Source organism: Bacillus sp. FSL R10-2780 (genome assembly GCF_038006125.1).
GTDB classification, from domain to species: Bacteria; Bacillota; Bacilli; order Bacillales; family Bacillaceae_G; genus Bacillus_A; species Bacillus_A cereus_U.
In genome coordinates this window covers 1,613,173-1,626,167 of record NZ_JBBOUQ010000001.1, presented here as the reverse complement: position 1 = coordinate 1,626,167, position 12,995 = coordinate 1,613,173, and the positions used below count along the sequence as shown (strand labels likewise).

The window sequence follows — 12,995 nt, the reverse complement described above, 5'->3', positions numbered from 1 at the left end:
AATTACGTTCTAACATTCATTTCTTTTAATAAAGTTTTCGGATCACCTTTTACATAATAAAAATGCGGATTATTCTCATCGTCGTAAAGCATAATATAAGGTTTTTCATTAAGTGGAAGAAGGATGAGTACTTCATCAATTGTTGTATGTAACCATTGATTTGTAATAGAAACAGGTTTAGATAAAGGGATTTTTATCATATGTCCATCTTTCGGAACCACATTTAAGTTTTTGAATGGACCGGTAATTGATTTTGCGTATTGAACTGCTTCTTTTTGAATGGCCCGATCTAAAGATTGTTTTTGGACTACCATTTCTTTTTTGCAATCAAATACTTCAATTTGTTTATTTGTATTTGCGAGCGCATTTGTTGATAATAAAAAGAAAAGCAAAGTAATGACTCCTATTTTTTTGAACATGAAACAACACCTCACACTTACTATACCCTCAAATGTTGTAAATATTTTTCTGTCACATTCATGTAACAAAGAAGTTGTATGATAAAATTGATATTTGCTTATAGGTAATGGAGGAAATGTAATGAAAGTATTAATCGCAGATGATGAACAAGATATGCTGAAAATTTTAAAAGCATATTTTGAAAAAGAAGGCTTCGAAGTTTTATTAGCGAAGGATGGAGAGGAAGCACTTCAAATATTTTATGATGAGAAAATTGACTTAGCTATTTTAGATTGGATGATGCCGAAAAATAGTGGTATTACTGTCTGTCAGGAAATAAAAAAGAATTCAAGTGTGAAAGTATTAATGCTTACTGCGAAAAGTGAAAGTGAAGATGAATTAGTAGCTCTTCAAAGCGGGGCAGATGAGTATGTAAAAAAACCATTTCATCCAGGAGTGCTAATAACCCGAGCGAAAAAGCTTGTGCAGCATGAAGATGTTATTCAAGTTCAAGATTTAAAAATAGATTTCACCAAAAATAAAGTATATAAAAATGCGAAAGAATTAGACATTACAAAGACAGAATTACAATTAATAAAGTGCTTTTTAAATCATAAAGGCACGATTTTAACGCGGAAAAAGTTGTTAGATATCGTCTGGGGATTTGATTATTTTGGGGAAGAGCGAACGGTTGATACACATGTAAGAAGATTACGTAAAAAAATAGGAGAAAACATTATAAAGACACATCGTGGTTTAGGATATAGTTTGGAGGAAGAGTGTGAATAAGCTCGGTAAAAAGTTATTTTTCAGTATCTCTTTAACAGTCATCCTTATTTTTGCCATCTCTTTATTATTAATCAACTATTTTTTACCAAAATATAATGTGCACAAAACACGTGAAAGCCTAGAAGGCATTACAGCGCAAATACAGTCGATACCGCGTGAAGAACTTGATGATGCTATAAATCGAATTGAAAATGAAGGTAATGTTACGATTGCATATACATCAATAAATAATTCAGAAGATGCTATTAATGAAGAGTTACGCATGCAACTTACAAAAAAGAGAGTGGCACTAAACAAACTTTGGATTACAAAAGAAGAAATAATGAAAGTGAAGAACGTCGGTCAATCAAATAAAATTTATGATCAAGAGAAGATCAAATCTAGTTTTTTTGTAAAGTACATTGCGAAAGAAGATAAGTTAATTTTAGTAGGGGTTTCTATCGCAAATTCAAATGAAGTGATAAAAACACTTAATTCATTTTATTTATACATTTTAGGATTTTCGATTTTTCTTATTATCGTGCTCGTTTGGATTCTTTCAAAAACAATCACTACTCCACTGAAAGAATTAAGTGATGTCGCAGAAGATATTTCACGTCTGAAATTTAAACGGACGAAAGTTAAAACGAATGATGAAATAGGTGATTTAGCAAATAGTATTAACATCATGAGTGATAAATTACATGAAGCACATCAAGATTTAACAGATCGAAATGACCACTTAAAACGATTTATGGGCGATGTAACTCATGAATTAAAAACACCAATCGCATTAGTAAAAGCATATTCTATGGGAATAAAAGATGGTTTAGATGATGGCACATATGTTGATACAATCATTAAACAAACAGATCAAATTTCAAATTTAATTGAAGAGTTATTGCGATTTTCTAAACTAGAAAGAGATATTTTACAAAAAGAAGAATTCCCTATTGAACCACTAGTCCAAAGTATAATAGATAAGCATAAAATTGAACTGGATTCGAAAGAAATCAAGTTGCAAGTAAACTATAATGTTGGTGATACAATTGTTTATGCTGATTTAAATAAAATGAGAATGGTCTTTCAAAATTTAATTTCTAATGCGATAAAATATACAACGAATCAAAATATAAAAATCACATTAGAAGAGAAAAATGACGTTGTGTATTTTCAAATTCAAAATGGTATTGCTGCTGAGGGAATTAAAGAGATAGATAAAATTTGGGAGCCTTTTTACGTATTAGAATCTTCACGTAGTAAAGAAAAATCAGGTACTGGATTAGGACTAGCGATAGTAAAAAGTATTTTAGAAAGGCATGGATTTGAATACGGGGTTTCGGTAGTAGATGGGGAAATACAATTTTATATGTATATAGATAGGAACTAATTGTTATTAGTTCCTTTTCTATTATCTTGAAAGATTCGAATGTTTTACAAATTTCTCAACTTTCTATAAAATATAAACTGAATTTTCTGTATTTTTGATGTATAGTAAGAGAAGGAATATATGGGGAGGGAAGGGCATGAGGAAAAAGAAATTAGCAATAACACTTTCAGCTATAGTATCTTTAACAATTACTTCAGGAGTTTCTAGTATGACTGCACATGCAGAAAATAAGGAAGGGAGCTCTGTAAAAGGGAGTGATGTTAAGTTAAATGGTCAAGTTTCAGAAGCTTTAACTCCAAACACAAAAATTCAATTGGAAAATGGGATGACGAAACCAATCTATTCTCTTGATGAGGCAATTATTGAAAATTTATTTGTAGAGACAGAAGTCGATAGTGATAGAGATGGTAAGAAAGATCGAGTATCAATTAAAGTTATGCGTCCAAAGACAGAATCAAATGTAAAAGTTCCTGTTATTTATGAAATGAGTCCATATCGATCTGGTTTAAAAGATGTTCCTGTTTATAATGTTGATGAAGAATTGTATGCGTATGAAGGAAAACCGTATGGGGCAGTTAATCTTGGATCGTATGGTAATTATTATGTTCCGAGAGGATATGCAGTCATTTTAGGCGAAAGTATCGGAACTGGAAAATCAGATGGATGTCCGACAACTGGAGATGAGCAAGAAATACTTGGGACGAAGTCTGTCATTGATTGGGTGAATGGTCGGGCAAAAGCATATACAGAGGATGGTAAGGAAGTAAATGCAAATTGGTCTTCGGGAAATGTAGGAATGACAGGAGTTTCTTATAATGGTACGTTACCGAATGCTGTCGCAACGACTGGAGTTGAAGGGTTAAAAACAATTATTCCAATCGCAGCGATTAGTAGTTGGTATGATTATTATCGTGCAAATGGAGCAGTAATTGCGCCAGGAGGTTATCAAGGAGAAGATACAGATAATATGGCTGAAGCAGTACTAACAAGAAAGAATCCTGAAGTTTGCGGACAGGTCATTAAAGAATTAACAGCTGGACAAGATCGTAAAACAGGCGATTATAACGACTTTTGGGATAAACGTAACTATGTAAAAGATGTAAAAAATGTGAAAGCAAGTGTATTTGTAGTTCATGGGCTAAATGATTGGAATGTAAAAACGAAGCAGTTTTCACAGTGGTGGGAAGCTCTTGGCGACAACAATGTTCCTCGTAAAATGTGGTTACATCAAGGTGGACACGGCGGAACATCAAGTAATAACTGGCAACAAACGCAAAATAAATGGTTCGATTATTGGTTATATGGAATTGAAAATGGAATTATGGCTGAACCGATGGTAGATGTCCAACGTGAAAATAAATCGTGGCAAAAAATAAAAAATTGGCCAGATCCAGCGGCTGTACCATCAAAAGTCCGTATGTATTTAAGTAATAAAGCAATCAATTTGCCATTAAGTATGGGATCAGTAAACAATGTTTTCTCATTAGTAGATGATGCTAAAATAAAGTCAAATCAACTAGTAGAAAACCCTGAGTTAGAAGTAGCGAATCGATTAGTATATACAATGCCTGTACTGCAAAAAGATATGCGAATAAGTGGTACGCCTAAGATTTCAATAACAGGAAATATTGATCGATCTGTTTCAAATTTAACAGCTTTACTCGTTGATTACGGCGGAGCGAAGCCTGAAATCGTAACGAGAGGTTGGATGGATCCGCAAAACTTAAATAGTATAGAGAATTCAACAGCGATTCAACCTAGTAAAGATTACACATTTACATGGGACATGCAGCCAGATGATTATGTATTTAAAGCAGGGCATCAAATTGGAGTGGTATTAATCGCAAGTGACTACGATTATACAATTAGACCGAAAGCAGGGACAAAGTTAACGGTGAAATTGAGTGAATTAACATTGCCGATTGTGAAATAAAGGGTTTTTGATGAAGAGCTTACTATAGTAAGCTCTTTATTTATAATCAGAATTTTCAAGTTTTATATGTTCAATCGCTAGGAAATATTATACAATGTAAATATATTATATAGAAAGTGAGTGATATATTATGACAGTCAGCTCTTTCGAATTTTCATTAAAATTAAAGGTACAGGAAGATTAATTGAATTGAAATCTTCCGTACGTATAAAACGGAGGAGAAAATAAATGTTTAGTTTTTATAGTACGCTTTGTACGGAACTTTATGATTACACAAAACCTGTCGGTTACTCTTTGAATGGTGATATTGAATATTATCAAGAACGTTTAAAAAGTTGTAAAGGAACAATTCTTGAAGCAGCGGTAGGATCGGGGCGTGTCATTATTCCATTTCTTGAAGCTGGTTTTAAAGTTGATGGGATAGATTATTCACCTGAAATGCTAGATTCTTGCCGAAAGCATTGTAAAGAAAGAAGTTTAAATCCTAATTTATATCAAGACAGCTTACAACAATTTTCACTGCCACATAAATATGAAGCGATAATAATTCCTACTGGCTCCTTTTGTTTAATTGAAAATCGTGATGATTCTATAAACGCTTTGAAATGTTTTTATGAACATCTTAATCCAGGTGGGCGTTTAATTGTAGACCTTGGACTTCCGTATGATTGGAAGACAGGTGAGATTCATACATCGACTTTTTCCTTACCAAGCGGAGACGGGATTACATTAGAAAATAAATCAATTGAAATAGATTGGCTTAACCAAGTAACTGTATCATATTTAAAATATGAAAAATGGAGTAAAGGAAAGTTAGTACAAACTGAACTACAACGTTTTGCAATGCGGTGGTATGGAATAGAAGAGTTTAAACTCCTTTTAGAAAGTATAGGTTTCACTGACATTACTTGCTCTGCTGACTATGTTTATGAAAAGCAACCGTCAAATGCAGACCAAATTATTACTTTTGAAGCTGTACGAAAAGAATAATATAGGAACTATTCATGAAAATAAGGCAATCGACACAACATCGACTGCCTTATTTTCAATTTTAGGATATGTTTTATTTAATTGTTTATAGAGAAAGATCGGAGGAAAACAAATGAAATTCATCTTAATATTTGGCCCACAAGCAGTCGGGAAAATGACAGTTGGACAAGAATTAGCGAAACTAACAGATTTGAAAATTTTTCATAATCACATGACCATTGATTTAGTAAGTCCATTTTTTGATTACAGTACAAAGGAAGCAAAAAGATTAGTAAGTTTGTTTCGTAATGAAATATTTGAAGAAGTGTCTAAAAGTGATTTATACGGAATGATTTTTACATATGTATGGGCATTTGACCTTCAATCTGATTGGGATTATATAAATCATGTAGTAAGCATTTTTGAATCAAAAGGTGCAGCAGTATATTTTGTAGAACTTGAAGCAGAAATTGGTGAAAGATTAGAGCGTAATAAAAGTCCCCATAGATTAGAGCATAAACCAAAAAAAAGAGATATTGAATGGTCCGAAAAAAATTTAAAAGAAACGATGAAAAAGCATAGATTAAACTCTCTTCATGGTGAAATCGAAAAAGAAGAGTACATAAAAATTAATAATACTCATTTGAGTGCTAAAGAAGTAGCTGTAATGATTAAGGAAAAATTCCGATTGTAAAATACTTAAATGCTGTTACGTTTTCATTGTCCAAGCATTCTCCTACTAACTACATATACTATTTATATTAAGGACGGTCACTAATTTATTGAGAAACCGTCATTTATATATAAATGACAACTTTGGAAGGAGTTAAGAAAAATTTGGAAAATGAACAGCCGGGAAGAATTGAAAATCAAGTGTATTCTAATCGAGTATTAAGATCAGAATTTGATGAAAATTGGGCAACTTGTATTTCGAAAAGTGGATATGTAATATATACGGCTACAAGTGACAATGCGGAAGTAGTAGTTTTACTTTCTGATGGTTCAAGAAAATTATTAATCTTTGAAAAAGGCGGTAAAGTAATAGTAGGCGGTGGTGGAACAAGCCATTATAGTAAACCGCATATTGCAAGAGATATTTAATGTGAAAAATGTTAATCGAGAAGATGCTTGTAGTATTTAATTTGTATATAGAAATGTTTTATCCTAAAGTAAGTTTTTGTTTTAGATTCTGGCGTTTTTTGTAACAAAAATAAGATGAAAAAGATCTTTAATGTATAAAGGTCTTTTTTGTTTTATTCACAAATAGAATTAATGGAGGTGAGCTAATAATGAAAAATAGTGGAGTAACCTATGTTCTTTCGGGAGTTCTCCTATTCGGTCTTACATATATAACTTCCGCAATTTACGCGGGTTCATTAGAAATTTGGGATAGACCAAGCGGAAAATTCTTTACTGCATTTTATGAAATCCAGGGTGCAATTTTATCGGTAATTTCAATTTGTTTTATTATAGCAGGGATATACTGTATACATAAAAAAGTGTAGTGAAAAACAATCAGCCTTTCATGTACTATACATGAAAGGCTGATTGTTTTTATGTGTTGAAGGAGTCTTTTAGAAGAATTGTAGTTTTTAGATTGATAGTTAAAACTGTAACAGCTTATGTATAATTAATATCATTTTGTCAAATGAATGTCACATAAAAGTCTTATAGTGTATATAGAAAGTGAAACATACACAAATCAGGAGATGAAATGATGAAAAAAGCGTTACAATATATATTTATATTACTTACGTTATTTACCTTAAGTTATGTAATTCATACCAACTATGAAAAGCATAAAGAGATTAAAAATAATAAACAAGTAATTAGTGAAGTTGCAAAGAGGTATGATATTCCAGATTGGATACCATTATCAATTGCGGATCATGAAACAAAATTTAACCGAAAAGCAATAGGAGATAACGGAACATCTTTCGGATTATTCCAATTACATCGTGGTGGATTAGCACCAGCACAATTATCGGAAGAGAGTTTAGTGGATTCACGTATAAATACAACGATAGCAATTTCAAGTATGGTCAAATCGTATGAGCGTGGTGTGAAAAAAGGACTGCAGGATTGGGAGTTGCTTAAATATGTTGCTAATACATCAGGGTGGCCAGGAAATTTAGGGGGAGAATGGACAGATAATAATACGAAATATAATAAAGGGCTAGAACAATCATATCAATTATATAAAAAAGAGAAGTAGATATAAAAAGGCATTTTCAATTTGGGGAAATGTCTTTTTTATGTTATAGTATAAAAGTGTTTGGGCGTTATGTTATTTCTATATATCTTCAAATTTGTTATGTAGTATTTTTATATTAAATAACTACTAAAATCATTTTTTTATATAAGGAGTAAGAAGTAGGGAATATGAAAAATATAGATTTTATACTAGAAAGTGATGAAACATTAAAACCGTCAGAACGATTAGTACTATTATTATTAGAGAAGCATAGAATGTTATATACGAACGATCTATTAGCCCTTTCAAATTTATCATATAAAACATTAACAGATTCACTAACAGCACTCGTTTTAAAGTCTTATGTTTTAAAGGATACAGGTAAGGGAAGAAGGCAGAATTGTTATAGATTAGTATGATAAGAGTACCGTTATAGACGCTTGCTACATATGGATTTTTCAAATGTAAGGATAAAATTCATTTTGGTTTTCAAATGATAAAAGACTATTGATTTAAGTAAATAGCCGGTTTCGATATGTAAAGAGTTCATGGCTGCTAAATATATAATTTCATTTCATTTTTATTAATGTTAATTAGTTGCAAGTGAAAATGATAATTTTTTAAAACAATTATAAAAATGAAATTCAAAAACAATCTACTTAAGAGTGGGCTGTTTTTTTTATTAGGATAACGAATTATAAAAATAATATTATTATGTAAACTCAATTATTTAGAAAGGAACATGTGATTATTAATGGAATTTATTAAGGGGTATTTAATATTTGTATACATGGAGGTTCATTATGGAACAAATCATATCAATATTACAAGCAGTCATAAGCGGGGAAAAAGAAAAGGTAGTAGAAATCATTAATACGGATCCAAGTGTTGTTAACTCATTTAGTGAAGATGGATGGACACCGCTTCACTTAGCTGCTTATTTTGGACAGAAAGAAATTGCAAGTTTCTTTTTAGAACAGGGAGCAGAAATACATATTAGAGCAAAAAACGAAAATGAAAATACACCTCTTCAAGCAGCAATTGCGAATAAGCAAAGCGAGCTTGTAGCTTTCTTAATTGAAAAGGGATCAGATGTGAATGCTGTGCAAAGTGGTGGCTGGACAGGACTTCATGAAGCAGCGTTATTAGGAGATGAAGAAATCATTATATTACTTCTTGAAAATGGTGCTAATAAAATGATTAAGAAAAATGATGGGAAAACCGCATATGATATTGCTTTAGAAAAAGGGCATGAATCCCTATTACATCATTTGCAAGAGGAAGTGAGCTTTTGATTAGCCACTGGAATGTAGGGATTTTTCTTTTTAAGGAAGTGGAAGTGTTAGATTTTGCGGGCCCATTTGAAGTTTTTTCCGTTACAGCAACAAGTGAAGGTCAACCATTTACAGTTCATACTGTTAGTCAAGATGGAGAAATGATTACAGCGAGAAATGGATTAAAGGTACAACCGGACTATAGTATCGAAAACTTGCCTCCAGTTGATATTTTAATTATTCCTGGTGGGTTAGGTGTTAGAGAAAACGAAATGAAAAATGAAATAATAACAAATTGGATCCGCGAGCAAATGAAAGAAGTAAAGTTAATGACTTCTGTTTGTACCGGTGCGCTTTTACTTGCGAAAGCTGGATTACTCGATGGCTTCAAAGCGACAACACATTGGGCAAGTATTGAAAGTTTTAGAAATGATTTTCCGAATATTGAAGTATTAGAAAATGTAAAGTTTGTAGATGAGGGGCATATTATTACGTCTGGTGGAATTTCAGCCGGAATTAATATGTCATTTCATATTGTGAAAAATTTGTTAGGTGCTCGGGTTGCTGAAGAAACAGCGAAGAGAATGGAATATGATATTGATTTACAATATTAAAAGTAAAACAAGACCAGCAGTTGGAAAAATCCAACTGCTGGTCTTGTTTTATATTGACTGAATATACGCTAATTCCTCATCTGTAAGGATCGGACGGGTAGTTGCATCTGCATTTTCTTTCGCTTGTGTTTCTGTTTTTGCGCCAGGAATTGCGACCGATACTGCTGGATGGGAGAGGACGTAGCGAAGTGCAAGTTGTCCTAATGTCTGATTTTTATTTGAGAGTAACCTTAATTTTTCTACTTTTTGTAAATCTTCTTGAAACCACTTTTCTTTTGGCCATTCTTTGCGTAAATCTCCATCAGGAAAAGTTGTTTTATTTGTAAACTTTCCAGTTAATATCCCCATTTTTAAAGGGCCGCGTATAACAGCTCCTAAATTGTTCTCTTGTAGGTAGGGCAGTATGTCGTTTTCTGGTTTTCGGTTTAATATGTTGTAATCAAGTTGCACAACATCAATTTCATCGTTTTTATTGAAGTGTTTTATATATTGTAGGTCGTGAGTTGAAACACCAACAGCTCTTACTTTTCCGTCCCGTTTTAATATTTCAAATGCGCGTAAAAATGCTTCTGTTTCTTCTTGTTTATCCCACCAAATGTGACAGAAATAAACATCAATATAATCTGTTTCTAGGCGCAGTAAGCTAGTTTCAAATACTGCGATCACTTTTTCGGCAGTATTATAAACAGGCTCTCCACTTGGATCATAGTGATGTCCAATTAAACCACCTTTCGTTGATAAAACGATATTATTACGGTGCTCTCTTATCGCTTGAGTTACTAACCTTTCACTATGTCCTAATCCGTATACATCAGCAGTATCAATAAAGTTTACGCCGCATTCAATTGCTTTCTTCATAGCGGTTATAGATTGTTTGTCGTTAACAGGACCCCATTCATCGCCGCCAATCGCCCACGCTCCAAAGCCAATTTCAGAAACGGTAATTCCAGTTTTACCCAATGTGCGGTAGTGCATCATTTTTCCTCCTTGTAAGCATGTTATAACATCGGTATGCAAAACTAGAATTTATATGTGTAAAAATGTTTTCTACAATAGAGGAAAAAGAATAACATAAACTACTATTTTATAGCAGCATAAATAAAAATTCTCATTTTAAATACAGAGATGTCGTCGAACGCTATCTCTAATTGGTTAATTTGTGAGATTTTTTTGTGAAGGAGCTTATTTTATAAGAATAGAATTTAAGTTAATAAGAGATCGTGCCTATGGTAGTGAAAAAATATGGGTTAGGGGGATTTGAAAATGAGGAAACTCAAAAGAGTAAATGTTCCTAATATACCAGAGCAACTATCACAGCCTAACGACAATCGAACTATAAATAAGAAGAAGTTAAGGCGTTTTATTTTCATGTTCATTTTTATTGCTGCGACTACTTTTTACGTTCAATATATTTTGACGAAACAACAAGAAGTAATTAATGGCAAACAAAATACAATAACGAACCAAAAGAAACAATTAGTTTCTTTAAAGAAAGATCAAGGTTCTTTAAAGACTAACATCGAGAATTTAACGGATAATGAAGAAGAAATATTAAAGTTTGCGAGAAAAGAGTATCAATTTTCTAAGTCAAACGAAACAATATTCGTATTGCCAAAGTGAAGTGGTGGAACAGTTAGCGATAGCTAACTGTTTTTTGATGTATGAGGAAAAAGGTGTTTGTAGTGTGAATGTCATGGTACAAGGAGCAATGACATATTGTAAAAATGAGAAGTTTGAGCCATTTTTAATTATTTTAAGAGATTTCCATAATTATGGAATATATGTCAAAGTAAATATTGTTAAAATTCTGTCAATTGTATATAATATAAGGTAAGCGGATACATTTTTGATCAACGTTGAGTTAACAGCTTATACGTCTGTTAAGAAAACCGTTATCCTCGTATAAGAAAGGAAGATAGCTGTGTACGCTTCAAATACAATTTACGTCGTAGGAGATGCGAAAGCACCTCAAAATAATCCCATTACCGAAAAGTTCAAAAGTTATTTTGTAGCATTTGTACTTGAGAAGGATACAGGGGAAATTGTAGATGCAGATTGCTCAGCGACAATTGCATTAACATCTCAATTTGTTAAATATTTGTTTCTACATAAAAATATTAATGACCCAGCATTAGTAACAGAAATAAAAAATCGATACTTCGGTTCGTCTCAAAAGGCGCTACTTGTAGCGCTAAAGGATGCACAGAAAAAATATAATCAGATTGCTGCTTTGTCTACCCATTCATAGACAAAATCCAGCCGTAAGAATCTTCTTATGGCTGGATTTTTTTGTTTCGCATTAACGGGCAGAATAAAGTCTCCCGTGTATTAAAGTATCACTCTATAAACAACGAAAGGATGAACAAAATGAAAATTACCGATGTGAAGGTAAACCGCCGACATGTAAAGCTTCATACACCGTTTAAAACAGCGCTTCGTACTGTAACGGAAATCGAAAGTATAGATGTGTTTATTCATACAGATGAAGGAATTGTTGGAAGAGGAGCTGCTGCAGCAACGCCGGTTATTACAGGTGATTTTGCCAACGGGATGGAGGAAGCAATATTAGGACCAATTCGTTCTGTATTAGTTGAAAAAGATGTACTGCAATTTCAAACGTTATTGTTACACATTCAAATGAGTTGTATAGGAAATACAAGTGCAAAAGCGGCGGTAGATATGGCTTTATACGATGTGTATTGTCAATTTCACAACATACCGTTATACGCATTACTAGGTGGAAAGAAAGAGATTTATACTGATATTACAGTAAGTGTGGATGAACCTTTATTAATGGCAAAAGAAGCAGAAAAGCATATTGAAAAGGGATTCCAAACATTAAAAATTAAGGTGGGTAAAGAGGCACATTTAGATTTGGAACGCATAGAGGCAATTCGAAATGTAGTGCCAAAGAATACGACGTTACGTTTAGATGCAAATCAAGGATGGAAACCAAAAGAGGCTGTTTCTATTATTAGAGAAATGGAGAATAGAAATTTAAATATAGAATTTGTAGAACAACCAGTTCATGCGAAAGATTGGGAAGGATTAAAGTACGTGAAGGACAATGTACAAACGCCTATTATGGCAGATGAAAGTATGTTTTCGGCAAGCGACGCATTAAAGATTGTCCAAGGAGGATATGCAGACCTACTTAATATTAAGTTAATGAAATGCGGTGGTATTCGAGAAGCCTGGCGTATTGCAGATATAGCAGAAGCAGCAGGTGTGAAATGTATGGTTGGAAGTATGATGGAATCTTCACTTTCAGTTAGTGCTGTTGCACATTTAGCTGCGGCTCATCCGAACATTCATTACTTTGATCTTGATGCACCGTTATGGTTAGTAGAAGAGCCAGAAGGAATGACTTACACTGGCCCAAAGGTAAACCTGCATTCTGTAGTGAATATACAATCTTAGAAGGAGTACCTAGTAAACTATCTTTTAAGGGGGA

Annotated in this window: 17 protein-coding genes; 15 read left to right on the top strand and 2 right to left on the bottom strand. The window is 32.9% G+C overall.

The annotated features are described in order from the left end of the window. Positions 1 to 2 precede the first annotated feature (2 nt). Entirely contained in the window at positions 3 to 419 is a 417-nt protein-coding gene (locus tag NSQ47_RS08490; RefSeq protein WP_341036628.1) for a hypothetical protein, read from the bottom strand. Positions 420 to 540: 121 nt separating this feature from the next. Here NSQ47_RS08490 and NSQ47_RS08485 point away from each other — a divergent pair, with 121 nt between their 5' ends. The 11 genes from NSQ47_RS08485 (at position 541) to NSQ47_RS08435 (ending at position 9,541) form a co-directional block, all read left to right on the top strand. Beyond that, a complete protein-coding gene (locus NSQ47_RS08485) occupies positions 541 to 1,188 on the top strand; it encodes a response regulator transcription factor (protein WP_002110372.1) in 648 nt (215 codons plus the stop codon). Then, complete coding sequence (locus tag NSQ47_RS08480; protein WP_283747130.1) at positions 1,181 to 2,557, top strand: sensor histidine kinase; 1,377 nt, start codon at positions 1,181 to 1,183, stop codon at positions 2,555 to 2,557. Before NSQ47_RS08485 ends, NSQ47_RS08480 begins: the two co-directional genes overlap by 8 nt. 136 nt (positions 2,558 to 2,693) lie before the next feature. Then, positions 2,694 to 4,490: a Xaa-Pro dipeptidyl-peptidase gene (locus NSQ47_RS08475; RefSeq protein ID WP_341036626.1), complete on the top strand. Its 1,797-nt coding sequence runs from the start codon at positions 2,694 to 2,696 to the stop codon at positions 4,488 to 4,490. A gap of 228 nt (positions 4,491 to 4,718) precedes the next feature. Further along, positions 4,719 to 5,480: a class I SAM-dependent methyltransferase gene (locus NSQ47_RS08470; protein ID WP_341036625.1), complete on the top strand. Its 762-nt coding sequence runs from the start codon at positions 4,719 to 4,721 to the stop codon at positions 5,478 to 5,480. A gap of 112 nt (positions 5,481 to 5,592) precedes the next feature. Continuing rightward, complete coding sequence (locus NSQ47_RS08465) at positions 5,593 to 6,153, top strand: AAA family ATPase (RefSeq protein WP_341036624.1); 561 nt, start codon at positions 5,593 to 5,595, stop codon at positions 6,151 to 6,153. Between the two features lie 143 nt (positions 6,154 to 6,296). Then, on the top strand, positions 6,297 to 6,560 hold the full coding sequence (locus NSQ47_RS08460) for a hypothetical protein (protein ID WP_002110358.1): 264 nt from the start codon (positions 6,297 to 6,299) through the stop codon (positions 6,558 to 6,560). A 188-nt stretch (positions 6,561 to 6,748) separates the two neighbouring features. Beyond that, positions 6,749 to 6,964 (top strand): hypothetical protein, encoded by a 216-nt coding sequence (locus NSQ47_RS08455; protein ID WP_002110356.1) that lies wholly within the window; start codon positions 6,749 to 6,751, stop codon positions 6,962 to 6,964. 209 nt (positions 6,965 to 7,173) lie between these two features. Next, positions 7,174 to 7,674 carry a hypothetical protein gene (locus NSQ47_RS08450; RefSeq protein WP_002110354.1) on the top strand — a complete coding sequence of 167 codons (501 nt, stop codon included), beginning with the start codon at positions 7,174 to 7,176 and terminating at the stop codon, positions 7,672 to 7,674. Positions 7,675 to 7,841: 167 nt separating this feature from the next. Continuing rightward, the gene (locus tag NSQ47_RS08445) at positions 7,842 to 8,072 is read left to right on the top strand and encodes a hypothetical protein (protein WP_000789035.1); all 231 of its coding nucleotides are present in this window, start codon (positions 7,842 to 7,844) and stop codon (positions 8,070 to 8,072) included. A gap of 384 nt (positions 8,073 to 8,456) precedes the next feature. Continuing rightward, a complete protein-coding gene (locus NSQ47_RS08440) occupies positions 8,457 to 8,948 on the top strand; it encodes an ankyrin repeat domain-containing protein (RefSeq protein WP_002161472.1) in 492 nt (163 codons plus the stop codon). Next, positions 8,945 to 9,541: a DJ-1/PfpI family protein gene (locus NSQ47_RS08435; RefSeq protein WP_016105111.1), complete on the top strand. Its 597-nt coding sequence runs from the start codon at positions 8,945 to 8,947 to the stop codon at positions 9,539 to 9,541. The genes NSQ47_RS08440 and NSQ47_RS08435 overlap by 4 nt, the downstream gene beginning before the upstream one ends. 48 nt (positions 9,542 to 9,589) lie before the next feature. On the opposite strand, the gene NSQ47_RS08430 is transcribed toward NSQ47_RS08435, so the two are convergent. Next, positions 9,590 to 10,516: an aldo/keto reductase gene (locus tag NSQ47_RS08430; protein WP_088078724.1), complete on the bottom strand. Its 927-nt coding sequence runs from the start codon at positions 10,514 to 10,516 to the stop codon at positions 9,590 to 9,592. A 288-nt stretch (positions 10,517 to 10,804) separates the two neighbouring features. On the opposite strand from NSQ47_RS08430, the gene NSQ47_RS08425 reads away from it, so the two are divergent. The 4 genes from NSQ47_RS08425 to NSQ47_RS08410 all read left to right on the top strand — a co-directional run bounded on the left by NSQ47_RS08425 (position 10,805) and on the right by NSQ47_RS08410 (position 12,961). Further along, positions 10,805 to 11,161: an FtsB family cell division protein gene (locus NSQ47_RS08425; RefSeq protein WP_002161475.1), complete on the top strand. Its 357-nt coding sequence runs from the start codon at positions 10,805 to 10,807 to the stop codon at positions 11,159 to 11,161. After that, positions 11,100 to 11,375, top strand: coding sequence for a hypothetical protein (locus NSQ47_RS08420; protein WP_341036622.1), 276 nt, complete (start codon positions 11,100 to 11,102; stop codon positions 11,373 to 11,375). Before NSQ47_RS08425 ends, NSQ47_RS08420 begins: the two co-directional genes overlap by 62 nt. Before the next feature lie 87 nt (positions 11,376 to 11,462). Continuing rightward, the gene (locus NSQ47_RS08415) at positions 11,463 to 11,789 is read left to right on the top strand and encodes a DUF3870 domain-containing protein (RefSeq protein WP_002012954.1); all 327 of its coding nucleotides are present in this window, start codon (positions 11,463 to 11,465) and stop codon (positions 11,787 to 11,789) included. Between the two features lie 110 nt (positions 11,790 to 11,899). Then, positions 11,900 to 12,961 (top strand): dipeptide epimerase, encoded by a 1,062-nt coding sequence (locus tag NSQ47_RS08410; protein WP_341036621.1) that lies wholly within the window; start codon positions 11,900 to 11,902, stop codon positions 12,959 to 12,961. Positions 12,962 to 12,995: the final 34 nt, after the last annotated feature.